A 22,026-nucleotide genomic window follows, 5' to 3' on the forward strand; every position below is an offset into this window, starting at 1 on the left:
TTTCAGCAGCCTGTTATGTGACTTTAGGCATTTTATCGGAACTTTATCATGCGTTTAACCACTCGTGGACGGTATGCCGTCACCGCCTTACTCGACTTGGCAGTCCAAGAGAACCGCCATCAAGGTGCGGTGTCGCTGTCGGACATTGCAAAACGCCAATCCATCTCCATATCATACCTTGAACAGCTGTTTTCCAAGCTGCGCAAAAAAGGCTTGGTCAATAGCACGCGTGGTGCATCAGGCGGCTATCATCTTGCCAAGCCGCTGAACGAAATTGACATCATGAGCATCATCACCGCCGTCGATGAAAGCATCAATGCCACACAATGCGGTGGCAAAGGCGACTGCCATGATGGCTCAATGTGTCTGACGCATGATTTGTGGCACAGCCTATCTGCTCATATTGAGTCGTATCTTCGCAATGTCACGCTTGCCCAATTATTAGAAACCAAAAACACCCAAGCCATCGCCGACCGCCAAGAAAGCCGTCTGTGTGGCACGAAAAATAATTCACAAATCACAACCATTAATCTGATTGGAAATCCAGCATGAGCCAAAATTCATTGATTTATTTAGACTACGCAGCCACCACCCCTGTCGCCAAAGAAGTCGCCGACAAGATGGTGCAATACATGACTTTCGATGGCATCTTCGGCAACCCAGCATCGCGCTCACACGGCTTTGGCTGGCAAGCAGAAGAAGCGGTAGAGACCGCGCGTGACCAAATCGCGCAAACTGTCGGCGCTGACCCGCGCGAAATCGTCTTCACCAGCGGTGCGACCGAGTCTGATAACCTTGCCCTAAAAGGCGTGGCACATTTTTATCACAGCAAAGGCAAGCACATCATCACATCAAAAATCGAACACAAAGCGATTTTGGACACTTGCCGTCAGCTGGAAGAAGAAGGCTTTGAGATCACCTATCTTGAGCCTGAACAAGGCACTGGTTTGATCACGCCTGCACAAGTTGAAGCGGCGCTGCGCGATGATACCATTTTGGTCAGCCTAATGGCAGTGAACAATGAGCTTGGCACAATCACTGACATCGCTGCCATCGGTGAAATCACCCGTGCAAAAGGCGTGCTATTCCATGTCGATGCTGCCCAAGCCGTTGGCAAAATCAAGATCAATCTTGGTGAGCTAAAAGTAGATCTAATGAGCTTTAGTGGTCATAAAATCTATGGTCCAAAAGGCATCGGCGCACTGTATGTCAGCCGTAAGCCACGCGTACGCATCAAAGCTGAGCAGCACGGCGGCGGTCATGAGCGCGGTATGCGTTCGGGTACTTTGGCGACGCATCAGATCGTCGGTATGGGTGAAGCATTCGCCCTGTCTGTCAAACGTTTTGAAGAAGATCATGCCCACATCAAAGCCCTGCGCGATAAGCTGTGGAACGGTTTGCAAGATATCGAAGAAGTGTATCTGAACGGCAGCCTAGAGCATGGCATTCCAAACATCATCAATGTCAGCTTCAATTTCGTAGAAGGCGAAAGCTTGATGATGAGCCTAAAAGATTTGGCAGTATCGTCAGGTTCGGCGTGTACTTCAGCCACCCTTGAGCCATCGTATGTGCTGCGTGCCATCGGTCGCCCTGATGAGTTGGCGCATTCATCGATTCGCTTTAGTATCGGTCGCTACACCACCGAAGAAGACATTGATCGCGTATTGGCACAGATTCATGAAGCAGTAGAGAAGCTGCGTGAGTTGTCACCGCTGTGGGATATGTTTAAGGAAGGAATTGATCTATCAACCGTTGAATGGCAAGAACACTGATTGTCTTTGTGGTTATGCCTAGTGCGTCGTTAGGCTCACTCGATGTACTTCAATGTACACCTTCGTTCGCCTGCCTAGCACTAGGCGATAACCACTGCGACAATTGATTTAGGTAATGCTTTTGCTTCGTTGGATTTCGCTCGATGTACATAAACCATCGCTTATCTGCCTAGCACTAGCCACATATAAAGGTTAATTTTGCAACTGGTTTATACAACGCTTAATTTGTAAAAATAAAAACCGTAGGGTGCGTTTTACGCACCCGCCAAATACCAAATTAATGAACAGCAAAGTGCGTTATACGCACCAATATAATACCAGATTTTACTATTGGACTGGTGAGATTTCACCAACAAACAAATAACAGCAAATCCAGCCAACCGCCCGATTTGCTACAACCAAAAGAGAATTTACCATGGCATATTCAGATAAAGTCATCGACCATTACGAAAATCCACGCAATGTGGGCAACCTAGACAAAAACGCCAAAAATGTCGGCACTGGCATGGTTGGTGCGCCTGCGTGTGGCGATGTCATGCGTCTACAAATCCAAGTCAGCGACGATGGCATCATTGAAGATGCAAAGTTCAAGACTTATGGCTGCGGCTCTGCAATCGCATCAAGCTCGCTTGTCACCGAATGGCTAAAAGGCAAAACCCTAGATCAAGCTGCCGCGATCAAAAACAAAGACATCGCTGAAGAACTTGCGCTACCACCAGTGAAAGTACACTGCTCAGTACTTGCCGAAGACGCGATCAAAGCAGCGATCGAAGATTATCAAGCCAAAGCACAAGCTTAATGATCAATTTACCGAATTGATTATTACACAAGCCAATCTTAAAAAAATTTTTAAGGAATTGTCATGATTACCCTAACCACTCGTGCTGCACAGCATGTCAAAGATTTCTTAGAAAACCGTGGCAGCGGCGAAGGCATCCGTGTCGGTGTCCGCACCGCAGGCTGCTCAGGATTGGCTTATGTGCTTGAGTTCGTCGATGAGCCAAACGGTGAAGATGAGAAATTCACCAGTGACGGCGTGAACATTTTCGTCGATCCAAAAAGCTTGGTATATCTAAATGGTCTTGAGATGGATTATGTCACCGAAGGGCTAAACTCTGGCTTTAAATTCACCAACCCTAATCAAAAAGGGGAATGTGGCTGCGGTGAATCTTTCACTGTCTAAGAGCGAGAGCATAATTGATGAGTGATAATCATTTTTTCGCCCTGTTTGGTGCACCTGTCAGCTTTCGTATTGATCAAGCGCAGCTAAAAAATAGCTTACTTGAATTACAAAAGCAGCATCATCCCGATCGTGCGACAGGCGAAGCACAAGCCGTCAGTCAAAATGCATCATTGATTAACCATGCTTATAATATTCTAAGCCGTGATGACAGCCGAGCTGCTTATTTACTAAGCCTAAATGGTGAAGATGTCGATTTGGACAAATCGATCAGTGATTGGGATTTTTTGGGTGAGATGATGGAAATTCGTATCGAGCTTGAAGAAACCGATGACCGCCCGACACTTGATCAGATGGCAGCGCAAGTACAACAAAAAAGCCATGCACTGGCTGATGAATTTGACACCGCTTATCAAGCCAAAGACTGGGCGGCGGCACGCGACACCGCCCAAAAACTACAGTTCGTTGGCAAGCTACACGATGACATCACCGCCAAATTATCAGAGATCCTACAGCACAACAGCGATGACGATGATTTGTATGTCTGATGATTGATTATGATCAATTTATCAAGCTATTGGTGATTTTATCGCAATTCTACAATAAATTTACGCCAAAATTCGATCCGTTTTGGCGTGTTTTTATGAAAATAACTTTGTAACAAACTGCCCAAATTTGCCGTCAAATTTAGTATAATAGCCACAAGTTCATATCTAACCAATTTATTTTATCAAATAAGAATTTATTATGTCATTACTACAAATCAGCGAACCGAACCAAAGCAAAAATCCCCATCAGCACCGTTTCGGCTTAGGCATTGATCTTGGCACGACGCATTCTTTGGTGGGTGTGGTGCGTTCGGGCAAATCCGCTGTTTTGCCGTTTAATGACACGCCGCTGCTGCCATCGGTGGTGTATTATGGCGCGCAGTCGGAGAAACCCTTGGTTGGTAAAGAAGCCTTGGCGTACAGCGATGACACTGCCAATACAATCATCTCTGCCAAGCGATTTATGGGGCGTGCGCGCAGTGATATTAAGTTTTCACACCCTTATACCCTAAGCGGTGATGATGCCACCATGCCTGCATTCGTCACTGCACAAGGTGAGAAATCACCCGTTGAGACTTCAGCACACATCCTATCGCGCTTGTATCGTCATGCTGCTGCTGCTCTGCCTGCTGACAGCATTCAAGGGGCGGTGATTACCGTGCCTGCGTATTTCGATGAAGCGCAGCGCAATGCCACCAAAGACGCCGCCACCGCTGCAGGCTTGACAGTGCTTCGCTTGCTGAACGAACCGACCGCCGCGGCGATCGCGTACGGACTGGATAAGGCGACCAATCACGGCATTTATCTTGTCTATGATCTGGGCGGTGGCACATTCGATGTCTCAGTACTGCGCCTAAGTGATGGCGTGTTTGAAGTGCTTGCCACAGGTGGTAATTCAGCTTTGGGTGGTGATGATATTGACCGCTTGCTTGCCAATTGGCTGATCAAACAATCCAAGCTAAACCCTGCCGATATTGATAATGCCGAAAAATCACGCCTTGCCAAGCTTGCCAAAGACTATAAGCAAGCCCTAACCACTCAAGATGGCATCAATATCGACACAAACATCGCAGGCACCCTACTTAACACTACTTTAAATAATGCCACACTTGCCCAAATCATCGAGCCTGTGATTCGCCGCACGCTGCAAGCCTGCGAGCAAGTGCTGCTTGACGCCAAGCTTGATAAAGCTGTGCTGAATGATGTGATCTTGGTCGGTGGTTCAACGCGTATGCCTGTTATTCAATCAGCAGTGGCGAGCTTTTTTGACCGCACGCCACTGTGCAGCATCAATCCTGATGAAGTCGTGGCATTAGGGGCAAGTATCGCGGCCGACCAGCTGGTGAATAAAAAAGACGGTGGCTTGCTTCTTTTAGATGTCACACCGCTATCATTAGGTCTTGAGACCATGGGTGGTCTTGTTGAAGTCATCATTCCACGCAATACACCAATCCCTGTGGCTCGCCGCCAAACCTTCACTACACACCAAGATGGTCAGACAGGCATGGTGGTGCATATTGTACAAGGTGAGCGCGATACAGTCGCCGATTGTCGAAGCCTTGGACGCTTTGAGCTGTATGGCATTCCGCCGATGAAAGCAGGTCTTGCGCGCATCGAAGTTACTTTCAGCATCGATGCCAATGGTCAGCTGACGGTATCAGCACGCGAAACGACGACGGGTGTCACTAGCCAAATCGAAGTCAGCCCAAGCTATGGTTTATCCGAAGCGCAGCAAGAACAGCTACTCCTGGCAGGCTTTACCCATGCCAATGAAGACAAAGCCGTGCGTATGCTGATCGAGACCAAAGTCGAAGCCGACCGCGAATTGATCGCCCTATCCTCGGCTTTGGCAGAATTTGGCGAGTTATTGACCCAAGATGAACAAACAACCTTAACCCATCTAATGCAAGCGGTACGCAGTGCGATGGATAGCAATGACAAAGCAGTGCTTGATACTGCAATCGCCGCGCTAAAACCTGCCAGCGATCATTTTGCCAGCGTGATTATGGATAAAAATGTCAAAGATGCATTGGCAGGCACACGCACCAGTGATTGGTAATGGCAGTTTTAAATAAAAATTTGTAGATTTATTCAAAATTATAGTCAAGCAAATTTGAAATAAGATAAGAAAAACAAGCGAAGTTGTACAAGTCGTACTACGCGAGAGTTTGACGCAGTATTATTTCAAAGTCGGCAGACTATATCGTTAAAAGAGAAACTTATGACCACCGTAACCCTACTTCCACACCACGAAATCTGCCCAGAAGGCGCAACCGTAGAAATCAATGCAGGTGAAAATCTATGTGAAGCCCTACTAGATCGCGGCATCAAAATCGAACACGCCTGCGATATGTCAAAAGCCTGCACCACTTGCCATGTGATAGTACGCAAAGGCTTTGATAGCCTAGGAGAGATGGACGACATCGAAGGCGATTTACTTGATCGTGCATGGGGTCTTGAGCCTGATTCGCGTCTTGCTTGCCAGTGTATCGTCGCCGATGAAGATTTGGTGATTGAGATTCCAAAATACACGCTGAATCACGCCAAAGAAAATCATTGATTTTTAAGCATTAAAAAAGCCATCAGATAAAACGATGGCTTTTTTGTTTTTGCTAAAAACTTGTGTGTGGTGAGTATAGTTACTGAACGCCAAAATATACCGCGATTCAGTTTTTCGTTCGTAGTGAGCCTGTCGAACCATGACGCGAAAATCATTACCCTTCGATCAGCTTAAGATGAACGGTTTTGGTAATTGAAGTTAAATCACCATATAAAACACTTAATCCAACCACAATTTCCATGGCAAATCGACAAATCCAGTTGTCTGCCCTGCTTTGATGGCTGTCAGATCAAGCGCGCCTTTGGCGATCAATTCCAATGTAAACGGCACCAGTCGATGCTCAAGCTTTTGTACTCGCTTACCAAGACTCTCAGCGGTATCATGCTCATCGACAGACAGCCAAGCTTGGGTCAATACCTGTCCAGCATCCAGTTCAGGCGTCACCAAATGCACGCTACAGCCATGATGCTGATCACCTGAGCGAACCACTCGCGCATGAGTATCTAGCCCCTTATAAGCAGGCAAAAGTGACGGATGTAGATTAATCATCGCACATGGTACCGCATGGATAAAGTCCGCCGACAGTACACGCATAAAGCCTGCCAGCACCACCAAATCAGGTGACCAAGCCATAATTTGATCAAGCGCGTGCTTTTCAAAGGTGGCGATACTCATACGCTTGCCACTCGGTGCGTGAGACAGCACTGTCACAGGGATGTTGGCAGTGTTGGCTCGGGTGATGGCATACGCATCTTCACGATTGCTAATCACACCGATGATGTCGATGGGCAATGTACCTGCCTGCATGGCATCGATCATCACTTGCAAGTTTGAGCCGCTGCCTGAGACCAGCACAGCGACTTTTAGACGACGATTGCTCATCAGATATACACCACAGCTTTATCGGTGCGTTCGACGATTTCACCGATTTTCCAGACGGTCTCGCCACTAGCAGACAGCTCGCTCATCGCTTGCTCAGCCTTGTCCGCAGGGATGGCTAGAATAAAGCCCACGCCACAGTTGAAGGTGCGATACATCTCAAGCATCTCAATGTTGCCGCCTTTTTGTAGCCACTGGAACACTTCTGGCAGTGCCCAGCTTGATGTGTCAATTTGTGCAGCCAAGTTCTCAGGCAATACACGCGGCAAGTTCTCAGTCAGGCCACCACCTGTAATGTGTGCCATCGCATGGATATTGGCATTGCCCAGTGATTTTTGAAGCGCATTGACAGATTTGACATAGATGCGTGTTGGCGCCATCAGCGCATCCGCCAATGAACGCTCGCCCAATTTTTCACTCGCCACATCTGTACCAGTCACTTCAATGACTTTACGGATTAGCGAATAACCGTTTGAGTGTGCACCACTTGATGCCAATGCAATCAGCACATCGCCTTGTTGAACATTGTCGCCTGTGATGACTTCAGACTCTTCGACCACACCAACACAAAAACCTGCCAAGTCATAATCTTCATCTTGGTACATCCCTGGCATCTCAGCAGTCTCACCACCGATTAGGGCACAGTTGGCAAGCTGACAGCCATCACCAATACCAGCGATCACCGTCGCTGCTGTATCGACATCCAGTTTGCCTGTTGCATAATAATCTAAGAAAAACAGCGGCTCAGCACCACAAACCAGTAGGTCATTGACACACATCGCCACCAAGTCTTGACCGATGGTCTCATGGCGATTCAGCTGTAGAGCCAACTTTAGCTTAGTACCGACACCGTCCGTACCAGAGACCAATAGCGGTGATTTATAGCCTGTTGGAATACGGCACAATGCACCAAAACCACCCAAGCCACCCATCACTTCAGGTCGAGAAGTAGCCTTTGCCACCGATTTGATACGAGAAACCAACGCTTCGCCTGCGTCAATATCCACGCCTGCGTCTTTATAACTGAGTGAAGTTTGCTGTGTCATAGCTACCCTTAAAAAATGCAATGCCAACTGGCGGAAAAATATTACTGTTTATTATAGCAAATTTTTTTGGTTAAGTTTTATGTCGTTGGCAAAATTATTGAGTTTTTTTAAGTTTATATCAAAAAATGTTGGCTAATGAGTATCTAAAGCGCACAAAATCGCTTAAAATAATCATCGTATTTATCGATGGAATTTTTATAAATGTATCGCACTGGCATTGACCCATTTTTTCGCCGTTTATTGATTTTATCAGCGGTTGGATTGTTTTTGTATACGCTGTTTTTAATGAAGTCTGTCATCGCACCGTTTGTGGCGTCATTTATTCTGGCATACTTTCTAAATCCCTTGGTCAGTATCGTCGGTCGTTTTATGCCACGCATTTTGGCAATCAGCCTAGTGTATGTGAGTGGCGGTGTGATTGCGGTGGCTTTTTTTGTATGGCTTGTACCACTGCTTTGGGCACAGCTTGAACTACTATGGCAGTCACTACCGGCAGCGGTACTTTGGTACAATGATGTTGTGCGTCCATGGATCTCAATGCATACCAATGCCGATTTGTTACCACTGGATGTCAATGTGCTATCCAATGCCGCTTTGGAATTTTTTCAAAAAAACTATCAATTTGCCGATGCTCAAAGCTTTATTCGTCAGGCGCTCAGCTCTGGTATGACTTTTGCCAATAGCTTTGGGCTTTTGGTGATGATTCCAATTTTAGCATTTTATTTTTTATTGGGCTGGGATCAGCGTCTTGCTACTTGGCAATCCGCCATCCCAAAACCATATACCAAAAAAGTTGTCGAAATCACCAAGGACTGTCACGAAGCACTGATGAGTTTTGCCAAGGGTCAGCTACTTGTCATGGTACTCCTTGGCACGATTTATGCCGTGCAACTCGAGCTGATTGGACTCAAGCTTGGTCTGATCATCGGCATCTCAGCAGGCATTGCAAGCTTTGTACCCTACCTTGGCTTTGGCGTTGGCATCATCGCTGCTCTGATTGCTGGCGTGTTTCAATTTGGCTTTGATTGGTTGCAGCTTGGTTTGATTGTCGGTGCTTTTATGGTTGGACAAGCCTTAGAAGGCTATGTACTACAGCCGCTACTGCTTGGCAATAAAATTGGTCTGTCGCCACTATGGGTGATTTTCTCAGTACTTGCCGGTGCAGCGGTTTTTGGCTTTGTCGGGATGCTCATTGCTCTACCCGTCTCTGCGGTGCTCAATGTGCTTTTTTATCATGCTTATCAAGCGTATCTGGACAGTGATTGGTACAAAGGGCGCAGGCAGTATCAGCTGTTTAGGCGTGATGAATGAGAAGCGCGATGAATATTTGTCAATTTATCTTGCAGCGCAGCGCCAAAATGTGCTATATATAGCCTAACAAATGTAGCCTTGTAAAACTTGACTAAACCCCCTACAATAACAACGATAATTTTGGACATTTTTCGCACAAGCTGACTGTTTTATGACCGATTTATTTTCGCAAGATTCCTTGAACATTGATATCCGCCAAGAGATCAGCTTGGCGGACTTTAGCTCAGCAGGATATCGCCCCATCATCGATGCGGTGGCAAGGCTTGTCGATGGCTCACTGCGCGAGCTGTTCATCGTCGGCGGTAAGGGTTTTGGCAAGACGCGCCTTGCCAGTGCGATTTACGATCATTATGTCAAGCAAACGCAAAAGATGGCGATCAGCCTGCACTTAGATGAGCTCATTGATGAAGATCCGCACGCCACTGCATTGGCAGGACTTGAGATGTTCGATTTGATCATTATCGATGACTTGCAGCTGGTGCGCCAAAATTATGAATGGCAAGAAGGCTTATTTCACCTAATCAATCGCATTCATGAGCACAAAAAACAGCTGCTGTATTTTGCCGATGATACCGCACGCGAACTTGAGCTCAGTCTTCATGATCTGCACACACGGCTATCGCTTGCGCCGATGCTCAATATGCCTGATCATGATGACATCAATGATCGCAAGATTTTGATCGATACGATTTTAAAGAAGAAAAATTGGCGACTGCCTGAAGAGATTTTGGACTATTTATTACACGAAGGACCGAGAAACGCAGGTGATATCAATATTGTGCTTAGCCACATCACACCGCTACTGACTCGACTGTCGCGTGTGCAAATTCCCAAAAAAACCATCACCGAAGCCAAAAATATCATCCTTCGCGAAACTTTCATGCTTGAAGTCAGTGAAGGAGAATAAGCTTCAGCGATTTTTGCAATATTGCAATAAACTATAGCCAAAAGCACAAAAACATGATATTTTATCAACACATTATTCATTAGGATTTGATTATGAAAACAGTAAAATTGCTCACCATCGCCGCCGCTGCTATTATGAGTGGTAGTGCTTTGGCACAAGTCACGCTGAATGTCGATGACAACATCAAAGTTACCGCTATCAATGGCAAAGAAGTGCGTCACGGCCTGTTGCAGCCGCTGAAGCAAAGCTTTACGCTTGAACCAGGTCAGCATGTGATCACCGCGCGTTATGATCGCTTGTTCAACCTAAATAGCGACAACCACGATTATCTAAAATCAGGTAACATCACCGTTGCTGCTGAATTGGCTGATAACCAAACCTATCAGCTGATCATGCCAAATCAGCCAAATACTTATAACGCCGCTAAGGACTATGTCAAAGCGCCAAGCCTTGCCATCGCCCAAAACGGTAAAATCATCGCCCAAGAAGACAGCAGCGAAGATCGCAATGGTGTCTTTGCCAACCTAACCAACTCAATCGGTGGCATCTTCAGCCGTGGCGACTCGGCACTGAGCGCCAATCAGCGCACCATCACTGCCATCAATCAGCAACAAGCCACCGCCCCTGTCGCGCCTGCTGTATCTGCACCACGCGCGCAGAATAACTTGGATGGCTTTATGCAACTGTGGCTGAACTCCAGCGACGAAGAGCGCGAAAAGATCCGCCAATGGATTGAAAAATAATCCATCATTAAAAAAGGGCTTGTATCATTCAAGCCCTTTTTGTTTTATTAAATTTTCAGCTATGTCAAATTTGATAAATCTGGTTCATGCCAATTAGGTCATGCTAAATAATGCCAAACTGATGGCAATCATCGCCATACCACCGACCAAGCCATACACCGTCTCATGTCCGTCAGAATATCGCTTGGCAGCAGGTAACAGCTCATCCATCGCCAAAAATACCATCGTCCCTGCAATAATACCAAACACCCAACCAAATACATCAGCGGATAAAAATGGCTTCAGCACAAAATAACCCATCAATGCGCCAAATGGCTCAGCAAGCCCTGAGACCAGACACGCCATCACAGTCAGCCGCTTATTCTGCGTGGCAAAATAAATCGGTGCTGCGATAGAGATCCCTTCAGGAATATTATGCACCGCAATAGCAAATGCCAATGGCGCACCCACTGTCGGACTGTCCATCGTCGCAAAAAATGTCGCCAACCCTTCAGGCAGATTATGTGCAGTAATGGCAAGCGCTGACATCAGACCGATGCGCTTGAGCATGGTTTTTTGACCATCTTGGAACTGCGGATCATTGACATCCAATGTCTCGTGCGGATTGGGAATCAAGCGATCGAGCATCAGCACCATCACAAGCCCGAGCAAAAATGCTGCCGTCGCCCACAGTGTGCCATGACCATTTAACTGCCCAAAGCTATTGACTGACTTGCCAAAAATCTCCGTCAAAGAAACAAAGACCATCGCCCCTGCCGCAAAGGCGAGACCAAAGGCAAGCAATCTTGGGCTTGGGGTTTTTTGGAAAAATACCAAAGCACTACCAAACACCGTCGCCATGCCGGCAGCCAAAGTAATCACAAGCGCAATTAGAACATTATCAAGCATATCAATACCCACAGCTGCACTCATCACAAAACATACAACAAAAAGACCCATCATGATCAGACACGATGAGTCTTTGGCTTTGGATCTATACGAGATTATTTAGCAAGTACAGAAACATAGCGACGGCCAAATTGACCTTTGGTCTCGAACTTAACCACACCTTCAGTCAAAGCGAATAGTGTGTGGTCACGACCCATGCCAACACCTTCACCTGCGTGGAATTCAGTACCGCGCTGACGAACGATGATGTTACCAGCAACGACATCTTGACCGCCAAATACTTTTACGCCAAGCATTTTTGGGTTAGAATCACGACCGTTACGAGTAGAACCTGCGGCTTTTTTATGTGCCATGAGAATATCTCCTATTGGGATACCGTTGAGTGCGCTCTAGGTATCAAATACTAATGTGGTGAATTAAGCGTTGATGGCTTTGATTTTAAGCTCGGTGAACCATTGACGGTGACCTTGCTCTTTGTGGTAGTGCTTACGGCGACGGTGCTTAACAATACGCACTTTCTTGCCACGACCATGATCAACCACTTCAGCTTCTACACTCGCACCAGCAACTAGCGGCTCACCGATTTTGATGTCTGCGCCATTGACAACCATTAGCACATCTTCGATTTTTAGCGTTGCGCCTTTTTCAGCTTTTAGTAGCTCAACTTTCAAAGTCTCGCCAACGCTAACACGGTGTTGTTTACCGCCACTTTTGATTACTGCGTACATCTTGAGTTCTCCAGATAAACCTGTGTGCCGTGGCTATCCCTTGATAGCACTTGATAACGAACACGACAAGGATGTAAAATAAGGCGACATTTTACTAAATTAATGCCTTAAAAGCAAGCGTTTTTTGTGTTTTATTGTATCGCGCGGATCTCATCGATGATGGTTTCGATTTGTCGTACGCTAAAATCACTTGGCACGCTAAAAATCAGCACATCATCCAGCTTACGGCGCGACCACACGGCAGTATCATCAATGGTAACGATGGCAAGCTGTTTGCCGTTTTTGCTGATTAAGACACGATTGGCTTTGTGCTGCAGCATATGATCTGTCAAGCTTGGGCGCAGGATGTTTAATAACTTTTGTAAAGTTGGATCGGTATCATCAATAAATCTTAAAGCGTGCTTTGGTGCGGATTTTTTGGACGGCTCTTTTCTAGGCAACCCTTTTCTAAATAACACAGGCTTTAGCCATGCTGCCAAAAACAGCACAAGCAGCAATAAACCCAAAGCAATCAGCCAAGTGAGTGCGCTATAATTCACATTCGTCCCATTTATCAGTTATTCAAAATCATCTTATAAAAGCTATCTGATAAAAGTCACGCGATTGAGCAGCTCATTACCCATCACATCATCGCTCGGCTGATGTGTGGCAAGCAACCCGCCCACCTGATGAATCAGCCGACTGATCGCCGATGGCATATCCCCTGCTCGGCACTGCATCAATGCTTGATCGCACAGTGCCTGCCAAGTCTGCTCGCCCACCGCTTGATCGATACCGCGATCAGCGACGATCTGTAGCTGATGCTCGCACAGATTCAGATAAATCAGCACACCGGTATTATACTCTGTATCCCAAACGCGATGAAGCGCGAACAAATCAATCGCACGCTCGGCACAGTCTTGATGATACGCGCTGCTGATCGGCAGATGATTTTCGACGATGACACAGATCTCACCTGCGTGTCCGATCTCAGCTTGGGCAATGTCATCACTCCAGCGTGCTTTGACCGCCTTATTCAGCCAACGACTTTGAATCATCGACACATACATCAGCTGACGGAACAGCCGCGCCAAACTGGTTGTTGAAGTTGTCATCACCATGAACCCCCTGCACCGCCGCCGCCAAATCCACCGCCGCCGCCACTATAACCACCGCCACTATAACCACCGCCGCCAAAGCCGCCACCGCCGAATCCACCACCAAAGCCGCCGCCAGAACGACCGCCACCGCGATAATTACCTGCGCTCGTGCCCAGTGCGCGCGATACCGACGATCCTGAGATGAGCAAAAATAAGAACAGTACAAATGCCGCAGGAATGGCGAATAATAACCCAATCCCTGCAAGGCTTGATAATGCCACAAAGCCCACCGATGTGACGCCTGCACCCAAGATACGGCCCAGCATGGCGGTGAAAATCTTACCAGCAATGATTCCGATGATAAATAAAGTCAATAAATCAAAACTACCTGCATCTTCTTCTGGTGCAGCATTCATCTGTGAGAGTGTCTGCGGATCGGCTTGTAGGCGCGCATCGATGGCATCAATGGCTTGCATGAGACCATCCGCATAGCGCGATTCACGAAATGCCGGCGTCATCTGCTCACGAATAATCCTCTTGGCAATGACATCAGGAATGACCCCTTCTAGCCCATAACCTGTGACAATTTGCATCTTGCGATCATCGATGGCGACGACGATCAATAGGCCATTGTCGGTGTCTTTATTACCTAGCCCCCAACGATCCGCCGTCTGCATGGCATAATCAAAAATCAGCACATTGCCTGTAGTCGGCACAATGACCACCGCCATTTGCGCTTTGCCTGAATCATGGATTTGGCGTAAGCGGTCAGATAAGCTCTGCTTTTGCGCAGCGCTCAAGACACCCACTTCATCGATCACAGGCGCATCAAGCAGCAGCTGATCGGCAGATTTGACAGACTGCTCATTGACCGCACCCGTCCACGATGCATCTGCCGTATCCGCCTGCGCCACTGCGACCGCTTGGGCACTGCCTGCCAAGCTTGTCATTGGCGCGCCTATAGCAAGCGTCGTAGCAAGTGCGATTTGGGCTGCGCGTTTTAATAATTGCACTGGAATTCCGTGTAGTTAAAATGCGTGAAACTTATCAAAAACCATCGGAATTAACCTTAGGTTTTGACTTTATATATAAGTAATTAACAAGTAAAAACTTGCTTATTTTTGCTCTTTATTGCCAAATTCTACTTTTGGCGCTGTCGAAATCGCTTGTTCATTTTCAACGCTAAAGTTCGCCTTTGTATCCATACCAAAGACTTTGGCGGTCAAATTGGTTGGGAATTGGCGCACGGTGGTGTTATAAGTTTTCACATCTTCGATATAGCGATTACGCGCAACCGTGATGCGGTTTTCTGTACCTTCTAGCTGTGCTTGTAGGTCTTGGAAAGCAGCATCGGCTTTCAGCTGTGGATAATTTTCAGACACCATCATCAGACGCGATAGAGCTGAAGTCATCTCGCCTTGCGCCGCTTGATAATTTGCCATCGCTTGTGGGTCGTTCAGCGCTTCTGGAGTCAGCTGCACACTGCCGACTTTGGCACGCGCGTTCGCCACTTGGGTGAAGACTTCTTGCTCATGCGTGGCATAACGCTCCACAGTCGCCACAAGGTTTGGCACAAGATCAGCACGGCGCTGATATTGGTTCACTACTTCTGACCATGATGCGTTGATTTGTTCATCTTGGGCTTGCAGATTATTATAACCACAACCAGATAGACTTAAGGTGCTTGCCAATACCACACTTGCCAATAACGACTTTTTCATAAATCACCCTCACGATAAAATAAAAAAACTGCTACTATTATGCGCATGATTATCGCGCTTTTTCAATGATTAGTTACAAAACTAGACAAAAAATCAATCGCACGCCCATCAAATCACCATCCGCCCTTTGGATGATTGACAAGTGGGGCAAAAAGCGGGATTTTTGGCAAAATTTGGTGAAAAATGGCTATTTTTTCACAATTTTTTACGAATTATTGCATTTTTTACTAGCTTTTATTCCGATTTTGTGGCAAATTGCAACAATCTAAGCCGTGTTTGTTGCAGATGGCTTGTAATCGGTTATTTTTTGTTACCGAACAAACACACTTAGGGCAAATGGATTGACCATCCAAAGCGCATTTTGCAAGGCTTAAATGAGCTGTCAGATGATCTTTCGATGGTCGGATTGAGATGCGCACCGATCAAGGTGCAAGACACTATAAAGGATATGCTTATGGAAAGCATGATTAATACGCTCAACGGCATCATTTGGAGCCCTGCGCTGATCTATCTGTGCTTGGCAGCTGGTCTTTTTTTCTCCCTACTCACTCGTTTTATGCAGGTTCGTCATTTTAAAGAAATGATCAGCCTGCTTTTTGCACGCAATGAATCACCAGAAGGCATCAGCTCATTTCAAGCACTTGTAGTTGCGCTGTCTGGCCGTGTTGGTATGGGTAACATCGCAGGTGTCGCAGCAGCGATCGGTTTCGGTGGTCCAGGTGCGGTATTTTGGATGTGGGTCGTGGCATTTTTGGGTGCATCGACTGCTTATGTGGAATCTACCCTAGGTCAGATTTATAAAGTCAATGACAATGGTCAATATCGCGGCGGTCCTGCGTTCTACTTCGATCGCTTCTTTGGCGGCGGTTTTGGTAAGTTTTATGGCATCTTGGTTGCGATCTCGTTCGTGATCTCGTGCGGCCTATTCCTACCGGGTGTACAGGCTAACGGCGTTGTGAAAGCTATCACAGGCATCACAGGCGAAGGCACAATGGTTGCGACCACTTTTGGCGATCTTGGCATGAACACTTTAATCGTAACTTTGGTGGTAGTATTGCTACTGGGTCTGATCATCTTTGGTGGTATCAAGCGTATCGCACGCGTCGCTGAGTTTGTCGTACCTTTCATGGCACTTGGCTATATCTTGATGGCGGTGCTAATCATCCTATTTAACATCGAAAAACTACCAAGCGTCATCAGCATGATCGTCGGCGATGCCTTCACTGCACAAGCAGGTCTGGGCGCAGCGATCGGTTGGGGTGTGAAGCGTGGTGTCTATTCGAACGAAGCCGGTCAAGGTACTGGTCCGCATCACGCGGCGGCAGCTGAAGTGCAACATCCAGCACAACAAGGTATCGTACAAGCATTCTCTGTCTATGTCGATACACTATTCGTCTGCTCAGCAACTGCATTCATGATCCTAATGACTGGCATGTACAACATCCAAGGCACACTGCCTGATGGTCAATTCCTAGTACAAAATATCGATGCAGCAACCACCATCAGTGGCCCTGCCTTCACCCAAATGGCAGTATCTAGCATCTTTGGTCATTTTGGTAATGCTTTCGTAGCGATCGCGGTATTCTTCTTCTCATTCACCACGATCATGGCATACTACTACATCGCAGAAGTGAACATCGCTTATCTGACTCGTAAAGCCAACTCAACTCTGCCAATTTTCTTGATCAAAGTCGTGCTAATGCTTGCTGTTGCTTATGGCGCGGTAAACAGTGCAGGCTACATCTGGAATATGGGTGATGTCGGCGTAGGTCTAACTGCTTGGCTGAACATCGTCGGTATCTTGATCATCTTCTTTATGGCAAAACCAACCATCATTGCCCTAAAAGACTATGAAGCACAGAAAAAAGCTGGAGTTACCAACTATACTTTTGACCCTGTGAAACTTGGCATCAAAAATGCAACTTTCTGGGAAGATCGTATCAAAAATGGTAAATAATCAGTTTTGACGATTGATAAAATTAAGCCCTGTCGGATGATGGGGCTTAATTTTTTGGGGTTTTGGTCAATTAGAAAAAATCCGCTTGCAAAGCTTAAGCCCAACAAGCGGATTTTTATGAGTTTAAATCACATCATCACAGATTCGGATTTAGCCACTTCTCAGCGGTCTTGATATCCCAACCCTTACGGCGTGCATAGTCTTCTAATTGGTCGGTGCTGATTTTACCGACATTAAAATAGGTGCTGTCAGGGTGACTATAATAAAAACCTGATACGCTAGATGGTGGCCACATAGCATAGCTTTCGGTGAGATAAGTGCCGATGGCGTTGGTAGTGTCCAGCCAGTCAAACAGCTTACCTTTTTCGGTATGCTCAGGACAGGCAGGATAACCCGGTGCGGGACGAATGCCGACATATTGCTCTTTAATCAGCTCTTCATTGCTTAAATTTTCATCCGCTTGATAGCCCCAGTAGTCTTTGCGAATCAGTTCATGTAGATGCTCGGCAAAGCTTTCGGCAAAGCGGTCGCACACTGCCTGCACCATGATGGCATTATAGTCATCGCCTTTTGCCTTATACTCATTGGCAAGCTCTTCAGCACCAAAGATAGACACGGTAAAGCCGCCCAAATAATCATCACCATTTGGCGAGATAAAGTCAGCCAGACTATAATTTGGCTTGCCTGTGACTTTGTCGCTTTGTTGGCGTAAGTGTTCAAAGTACTGAACCGCTTGACCTGCTTCATCATAGACGGCGACGGTGTCAGGTGCACTGCGTTGTGCCTTGGCTAGGCGAAATACCGCTTTGGCAGTAACCAGTTTTTCTTTGATCAGCTTATCAATCATTGCTGTTGCATTGGCGTACAAATCACGGGCTTCTGCGCCGACCACTTCATCATCAAAGATTTTTGGATATTTACCAACCAATCCCCATGAGATAAAAAACGGCGTCCAGTCAATATACGGCAACAAGTTTTCAAGCGGATAATCATCAAGCACCACCTGCCCAAGCGTATTTGGTACTGGCGGTGTATAACTATCCCAGTCGTATTGAAAACCTTCGGCAATCGACTGCTCATAGCTGAGCTTCGCCCCTTTTGGCTTACGATTGGCTAGGCGTTCACGCACTTCGCTGTATTCTGCACGAATCTCATCAATGAACTCGCCACGCTTATCCTTGGATAATAAGGTCGTCGCCACACCGACAGCACGGCTGGCATCCGCCACATAGACGACGATGTCATTTTGGTAATTGGGTTCGATCTTGACCGCCGTATGTGCTTTACTCGTGGTCGCACCACCGATCAAGAGCGGCAGCTTAAAGCTTTGCTCCTGCATTTGTTTGGCGACATAGACCATCTCATCAAGGCTCGGGGTAATCAGTCCTGACAATCCGATGATGTCCACATTCTCGTCACGAGCCACTTGCAAAATCTTCTCGCACGGCACCATCACGCCTAGGTCAATAATCTCATAGCCGTTACAGCCCAAGACCACGCCGACGATATTTTTGCCGATGTCATGCACATCGCCTTTGACGGTCGCCATCAGGATTTTACCCTTGGACTCGCCTGCGACCTTTTCGGCTTCGATGTACGGATTTAACCATGCGACGGCTTGTTTCATCACACGAGCCGATTTAACCACTTGTGGCAAGAACATCTTACCTGCACCGAACAAATCCCCTACCACATTCATGCCGTCCATCAAAGGCCCTTCGATGACATCAAGCGGTCGTGGGTATTTTTGGCGAGCTTCTTCGGTGTCCTCATCAATATAGGTAGTGATACCTTTGACTAGGGCATATTCAATGCGTTTTTCTACCGTGTCTTCACGCCATGCTAGGTCAGCACCGCCTGATTTGGCTTTGTCGCCTGAATGATAATTTTCGGCAACTTCAAGCAGCTTCTCTGTCGCTTCGTTGTTGTCGTTATTACGGTTTAAAATCACATCTTCAATAGCATCACGAGCAGATGGCTCAATCTCATCATACAGCTCGAGCATTGCAGGATTGACGATACCCATCGTCATGCCGTTATTGATGGCATGGTACAAGAACACCGCATGAATCGCTTCACGAATCGGATTACCACGGAAACTAAACGACACATTGGACACACCGCCTGATACCATCGCATTAGGCAGATTATCGGTAATCCATTTGGTCGCTTTGATAAAGTCCACGCCGTAGTTGTTATGCTCTTCGATACCTGTGGCGACCGCAAAGATGTTCGGGTCAAAGATGATGTCTTCGGATGGAAAACCCACTTCATCAACCAAAATATCATAACTGCGTTTACAAATCTCAATCTTGCGTGCTTCGGTGTCCGCTTGACCGACTTCATCAAACGCCATGACAATCACCGCCGCCCCGTATCGCATACATAGGCGAGCCTTGGCGACAAATTCATCATAGCCTTCTTTTAATGAGATAGAATTGACAATCGCCTTGCCTTGCGTACATTTGAGACCTGCTTCGATAATGTCCCATTTTGATGAATCAATCATCAGTGGCACTCGGCTGATGTCAGGCTCGGACGCAATCAGATTGACAAAATGAATCATCGCCTGCTTACTATCAAGCATCGCTTCGTCCATGTTGATGTCCACGACCTGAGCACCGCCTTCTACTTGGTCTCGGGCGACATCGAGTGCCTCGCTGTATTCTTCGTTTTTGATCAGTCGCAAGAATTTTTTGGAGCCTGTAACATTGGTACGCTCACCGACATTGACAAATAAGCTATCACGAGTGATGTTAAAGGCTTCTAGCCCCGACAGACGGCAAGCAGGCTTGTACTCAGGAATGGCTCGTGGTGCGTGCGGTGATACCATCTCAACAATCGTGCGGATATGTTCAGGTGTCGTGCCACAGCAGCCACCGACGATATTGACAATCCCTGCTTTGGCAAAGCCTTGCACCATCGTGGCGGTCTCGGTGGCCGTTTCGTCATATTCGCCAAATTCGTTCGGCAAGCCTGCGTTGGGGTGTGCTGACACAAAGGTCTCACAGACATCAGATAGGCTTTGGATATGAGGCTTGAGTGCATCCGCCCCCAAAGCACAGTTAAAGCCGATAGAGATGGGCTTAGCATGACGGACTGAGTTATAAAACGCTTCTGCCGTCTGCCCTGACAGCGTCCGCCCTGATGCGTCGGTAATCGTACCACTGATCATAATCGGCAGCTCAAAGCCAATCATCTCAAATACGCCCGTCACCGCAAAAATCGCCGCCTTGGCGTTTAGGGTGTCAAACACCGTCTCAATCAAAATAATGTCCGCCCCACCGTCAATCAGTGCCAGCGTACTTTCGGTGTAGTTGTCCACGAGCTCATCAAAGGTCACATTACGAAACGCAGGGTCATTGACATCGGGTGAGATGGAACAAGTGCGAGAAGTTGGACCGATGACACCTGCCACAAAGCGTGGCTTATCAGGCGTTTTGGCGTTGTATTCATCACAAGCTAGGCGGGCTAGGCGAGCGGCTTCACGGTTGATCTCATAGGTCAGATGCTCCATGTGATAATCCGCCATCGAGATCTGCGTACCATTAAAGCTGTTGGTCTCGATGATGTCTGAGCCAGCTTCCAGATAACTTCTATGAATCGCACTGATGATGTCAGGCTGTGTCAGTACGAGCAGGTCATTATTACCCTTGACATCGTTAGGTATATCAGCAAAACGAGTGCCACGATAGTCGCTTTCGGTGAGTTTATAGTTCTGAATCTCTGTCCCCATCGCCCCATCAAGAAATAAAATCCGCTGTTTCAAAAGCTCTGTCAAGCGTGCTTTATTGGTGCTTTGGGTATCACGATGGGCAAATTCGCCCTGTGGCGTGCGAATAAAATTATCAGGATTGTGCGGTTTGTGAGTAGTGTTGTTATTGGCTGATACGCTCATAAGTTATCCAAAATTTGGCAAATAAAATGGGCTTATTATAGCAGTTTTATGCTGTGATGATGGCTAAGTTTTTGTAATTTTTGTCGAAGTAATATTAACTACCAACCAATTGTTTCAGCATAGAAATATTGCTATACTATTACCCATATTTCAAGGATAAATAAGGATAGTTTGTGAATACCATCTTAATTGGTTTGGGTTTATTGATTCTACCGCTCACTTCATGGGCACAACCGCAGAATTATTTTAAGTCAAATACTGCTTATGTGACATCAACACCTGATATAGATATTGATGCTGCAATTACAAGCTTAATAGCTAGCTCTGCTACCCTACCCAATATAAAGAAAACAAATTGTTCACCCAAAAATCCCATTTCTTATACTCAAGATGAATTGGAAAGCTTCATTAATGATGCAAATCTTGGTAATTCATTCGCTCAAAATGAGCTCGGGTTTTATTATCAAAGTCATGGCGAAAACCATCAAGCAGCTACTTGGTACAAAAAATCCGTCGAGCAAGAAAATCCATCTGCTCAAAACAATCTAGCATATCTGTATGAATATGGCTGCGGTGTGCGTCAAGACCTAAAGCAATCTAGACACTTATACACTTTGTCAGCAAAAAATGGTAATGCCGTTGCACAAGCCAATCTTGGTGATTTTATTCTTTCTTATGATGCTCGCAACAAAGCCAATGTTGCTATCGCCAAAGAATGGTATGGCAAAGCTTGTGATAACGGTAATCAGCGTGGCTGTGATGAATATCGTGAGTTAAAGCAGCAAGGCTATTAAAAAGGTGAATTTCTG

Annotated in this window: 22 protein-coding genes; 12 read left to right on the forward strand and 10 right to left on the reverse strand. The window is 46.6% G+C overall.

Annotated elements, in window-relative coordinates; all coding sequences use genetic code 11:
* The first annotated feature begins 48 nt into the window (after positions 1 to 48).
* The 7 genes from NGM44_RS02020 (at position 49) to fdx (ending at position 6,060) form a co-directional block, all read left to right on the forward strand.
* The gene (locus NGM44_RS02020; protein ID WP_253224014.1) at positions 49 to 552 is read left to right on the forward strand and encodes an Rrf2 family transcriptional regulator; all 504 of its coding nucleotides are present in this window, start codon (positions 49 to 51) and stop codon (positions 550 to 552) included.
* Complete coding sequence (locus NGM44_RS02025; protein ID WP_253224015.1) at positions 549 to 1,772, forward strand: IscS subfamily cysteine desulfurase; 1,224 nt, start codon at positions 549 to 551, stop codon at positions 1,770 to 1,772. Before NGM44_RS02020 ends, NGM44_RS02025 begins: the two co-directional genes overlap by 4 nt.
* A gap of 415 nt (positions 1,773 to 2,187) precedes the next feature.
* On the forward strand, positions 2,188 to 2,571 hold the full coding sequence (gene iscU / locus NGM44_RS02030) for a Fe-S cluster assembly scaffold IscU (protein WP_078254322.1): 384 nt from the start codon (positions 2,188 to 2,190) through the stop codon (positions 2,569 to 2,571).
* Between the two features lie 63 nt (positions 2,572 to 2,634).
* Positions 2,635 to 2,955 (forward strand): iron-sulfur cluster assembly protein IscA, encoded by a 321-nt coding sequence (gene iscA, locus NGM44_RS02035; RefSeq protein ID WP_253224016.1) that lies wholly within the window; start codon positions 2,635 to 2,637, stop codon positions 2,953 to 2,955.
* A gap of 17 nt (positions 2,956 to 2,972) precedes the next feature.
* Positions 2,973 to 3,500, forward strand: coding sequence for a Fe-S protein assembly co-chaperone HscB (hscB, locus tag NGM44_RS02040; protein ID WP_253224017.1), 528 nt, complete (start codon positions 2,973 to 2,975; stop codon positions 3,498 to 3,500).
* A 199-nt stretch (positions 3,501 to 3,699) separates the two neighbouring features.
* Positions 3,700 to 5,559: a Fe-S protein assembly chaperone HscA gene (gene hscA / locus NGM44_RS02045; protein WP_253224018.1), complete on the forward strand. Its 1,860-nt coding sequence runs from the start codon at positions 3,700 to 3,702 to the stop codon at positions 5,557 to 5,559.
* A gap of 162 nt (positions 5,560 to 5,721) precedes the next feature.
* Positions 5,722 to 6,060, forward strand: a complete 339-nt coding sequence (fdx, locus tag NGM44_RS02050; RefSeq protein ID WP_253224019.1) for an ISC system 2Fe-2S type ferredoxin — start codon at positions 5,722 to 5,724, stop codon at positions 6,058 to 6,060.
* A gap of 219 nt (positions 6,061 to 6,279) precedes the next feature.
* On the opposite strand, the gene purN is transcribed toward fdx, so the two are convergent.
* Positions 6,280 to 6,942 (reverse strand): phosphoribosylglycinamide formyltransferase, encoded by a 663-nt coding sequence (gene purN, locus NGM44_RS02055; RefSeq protein WP_253224020.1) that lies wholly within the window; start codon positions 6,940 to 6,942, stop codon positions 6,280 to 6,282.
* Entirely contained in the window at positions 6,942 to 7,985 is a 1,044-nt protein-coding gene (gene purM, locus NGM44_RS02060) for a phosphoribosylformylglycinamidine cyclo-ligase (RefSeq protein ID WP_253224021.1), read from the reverse strand. Before purM ends, purN begins: the two co-directional genes overlap by 1 nt.
* Before the next feature lie 201 nt (positions 7,986 to 8,186).
* Here purM and NGM44_RS02065 point away from each other — a divergent pair, with 201 nt between their 5' ends.
* The 3 genes from NGM44_RS02065 (at position 8,187) to NGM44_RS02075 (ending at position 10,946) form a co-directional block, all read left to right on the forward strand.
* On the forward strand, positions 8,187 to 9,296 hold the full coding sequence (locus NGM44_RS02065; RefSeq protein ID WP_253224022.1) for an AI-2E family transporter: 1,110 nt from the start codon (positions 8,187 to 8,189) through the stop codon (positions 9,294 to 9,296).
* 151 nt (positions 9,297 to 9,447) lie between these two features.
* Positions 9,448 to 10,203, forward strand: a complete 756-nt coding sequence (locus NGM44_RS02070; RefSeq protein WP_253224023.1) for a DnaA ATPase domain-containing protein — start codon at positions 9,448 to 9,450, stop codon at positions 10,201 to 10,203.
* Between the two features lie 92 nt (positions 10,204 to 10,295).
* Positions 10,296 to 10,946 carry a DUF2057 domain-containing protein gene (locus NGM44_RS02075; RefSeq protein WP_253224024.1) on the forward strand — a complete coding sequence of 217 codons (651 nt, stop codon included), beginning with the start codon at positions 10,296 to 10,298 and terminating at the stop codon, positions 10,944 to 10,946.
* Between the two features lie 93 nt (positions 10,947 to 11,039).
* Here the strand turns inward: NGM44_RS02075 and zupT are convergent, their stop codons facing one another.
* The 7 genes from zupT to NGM44_RS02110 form a co-directional block, all read right to left on the reverse strand.
* Positions 11,040 to 11,858 carry a zinc transporter ZupT gene (gene zupT, locus NGM44_RS02080; protein WP_253224025.1) on the reverse strand — a complete coding sequence of 273 codons (819 nt, stop codon included), beginning with the start codon at positions 11,856 to 11,858 and terminating at the stop codon, positions 11,040 to 11,042.
* Positions 11,859 to 11,929: 71 nt separating this feature from the next.
* Positions 11,930 to 12,187 carry a 50S ribosomal protein L27 gene (gene rpmA / locus NGM44_RS02085; RefSeq protein WP_078254332.1) on the reverse strand — a complete coding sequence of 86 codons (258 nt, stop codon included), beginning with the start codon at positions 12,185 to 12,187 and terminating at the stop codon, positions 11,930 to 11,932.
* A 63-nt stretch (positions 12,188 to 12,250) separates the two neighbouring features.
* Positions 12,251 to 12,562 (reverse strand): 50S ribosomal protein L21, encoded by a 312-nt coding sequence (rplU, locus tag NGM44_RS02090; protein WP_253224026.1) that lies wholly within the window; start codon positions 12,560 to 12,562, stop codon positions 12,251 to 12,253.
* A gap of 131 nt (positions 12,563 to 12,693) precedes the next feature.
* A complete protein-coding gene (locus NGM44_RS02095) occupies positions 12,694 to 13,101 on the reverse strand; it encodes a hypothetical protein (protein WP_253224027.1) in 408 nt (135 codons plus the stop codon).
* A gap of 42 nt (positions 13,102 to 13,143) precedes the next feature.
* Positions 13,144 to 13,656 (reverse strand): TPM domain-containing protein, encoded by a 513-nt coding sequence (locus tag NGM44_RS02100; RefSeq protein WP_253224028.1) that lies wholly within the window; start codon positions 13,654 to 13,656, stop codon positions 13,144 to 13,146.
* Positions 13,656 to 14,654 (reverse strand): YgcG family protein, encoded by a 999-nt coding sequence (locus NGM44_RS10865; protein WP_305884153.1) that lies wholly within the window; start codon positions 14,652 to 14,654, stop codon positions 13,656 to 13,658. The genes NGM44_RS02100 and NGM44_RS10865 overlap by 1 nt, the downstream gene beginning before the upstream one ends.
* A gap of 102 nt (positions 14,655 to 14,756) precedes the next feature.
* On the reverse strand, positions 14,757 to 15,362 hold the full coding sequence (locus tag NGM44_RS02110; protein ID WP_253224029.1) for a LemA family protein: 606 nt from the start codon (positions 15,360 to 15,362) through the stop codon (positions 14,757 to 14,759).
* 448 nt (positions 15,363 to 15,810) lie between these two features.
* Between NGM44_RS02110 and NGM44_RS02115 the strand changes: the two genes are divergently transcribed.
* Positions 15,811 to 17,319, forward strand: a complete 1,509-nt coding sequence (locus NGM44_RS02115; RefSeq protein WP_371923522.1) for an alanine/glycine:cation symporter family protein — start codon at positions 15,811 to 15,813, stop codon at positions 17,317 to 17,319.
* A gap of 136 nt (positions 17,320 to 17,455) precedes the next feature.
* Here the strand turns inward: NGM44_RS02115 and metH are convergent, their stop codons facing one another.
* Positions 17,456 to 21,217, reverse strand: coding sequence for a methionine synthase (metH, locus tag NGM44_RS02120; protein ID WP_253224031.1), 3,762 nt, complete (start codon positions 21,215 to 21,217; stop codon positions 17,456 to 17,458).
* Positions 21,218 to 21,390: 173 nt separating this feature from the next.
* Between metH and NGM44_RS02125 the strand changes: the two genes are divergently transcribed.
* Entirely contained in the window at positions 21,391 to 22,011 is a 621-nt protein-coding gene (locus NGM44_RS02125; protein WP_253224032.1) for a tetratricopeptide repeat protein, read from the forward strand.
* Positions 22,012 to 22,026 lie beyond the last annotated feature (15 nt).

The organism is Moraxella sp. FZFQ2102 (assembly GCF_024137865.1).
Taxonomy (GTDB): Bacteria; Pseudomonadota; Gammaproteobacteria; order Pseudomonadales; family Moraxellaceae; genus Moraxella.

Coding starts and splice junctions, on each gene's coding strand:
- NGM44_RS02025 (WP_253224015.1), top strand. CDS start 549: ATGAGCCAAAATTCATTGATTTATTTAGACTACGCAGCCACCACCCCT.
- fdx (WP_253224019.1), top strand. CDS start 5,722: ATGACCACCGTAACCCTACTTCCACACCACGAAATCTGCCCAGAAGGC.
- purN (WP_253224020.1), bottom strand. CDS start 6,942: ATGAGCAATCGTCGTCTAAAAGTCGCTGTGCTGGTCTCAGGCAGCGGC.
- NGM44_RS02020 (WP_253224014.1), top strand. CDS start 49: ATGCGTTTAACCACTCGTGGACGGTATGCCGTCACCGCCTTACTCGAC.
- iscU (WP_078254322.1), top strand. CDS start 2,188: ATGGCATATTCAGATAAAGTCATCGACCATTACGAAAATCCACGCAAT.
- rpmA (WP_078254332.1), bottom strand. CDS start 12,187: ATGGCACATAAAAAAGCCGCAGGTTCTACTCGTAACGGTCGTGATTCT.
- NGM44_RS02115 (WP_371923522.1), top strand. CDS start 15,811: ATGCTTATGGAAAGCATGATTAATACGCTCAACGGCATCATTTGGAGC.
- rplU (WP_253224026.1), bottom strand. CDS start 12,562: ATGTACGCAGTAATCAAAAGTGGCGGTAAACAACACCGTGTTAGCGTT.
- hscA (WP_253224018.1), top strand. CDS start 3,700: ATGTCATTACTACAAATCAGCGAACCGAACCAAAGCAAAAATCCCCAT.
- NGM44_RS02065 (WP_253224022.1), top strand. CDS start 8,187: ATGTATCGCACTGGCATTGACCCATTTTTTCGCCGTTTATTGATTTTA.
- NGM44_RS02075 (WP_253224024.1), top strand. CDS start 10,296: ATGAAAACAGTAAAATTGCTCACCATCGCCGCCGCTGCTATTATGAGT.
- iscA (WP_253224016.1), top strand. CDS start 2,635: ATGATTACCCTAACCACTCGTGCTGCACAGCATGTCAAAGATTTCTTA.
- NGM44_RS02070 (WP_253224023.1), top strand. CDS start 9,448: ATGACCGATTTATTTTCGCAAGATTCCTTGAACATTGATATCCGCCAA.
- hscB (WP_253224017.1), top strand. CDS start 2,973: ATGAGTGATAATCATTTTTTCGCCCTGTTTGGTGCACCTGTCAGCTTT.
- metH (WP_253224031.1), bottom strand. CDS start 21,217: ATGAGCGTATCAGCCAATAACAACACTACTCACAAACCGCACAATCCT.
- purM (WP_253224021.1), bottom strand. CDS start 7,985: ATGACACAGCAAACTTCACTCAGTTATAAAGACGCAGGCGTGGATATT.
- NGM44_RS02100 (WP_253224028.1), bottom strand. CDS start 13,656: ATGACAACTTCAACAACCAGTTTGGCGCGGCTGTTCCGTCAGCTGATG.
- NGM44_RS02110 (WP_253224029.1), bottom strand. CDS start 15,362: ATGAAAAAGTCGTTATTGGCAAGTGTGGTATTGGCAAGCACCTTAAGT.
- zupT (WP_253224025.1), bottom strand. CDS start 11,858: ATGAGTGCAGCTGTGGGTATTGATATGCTTGATAATGTTCTAATTGCG.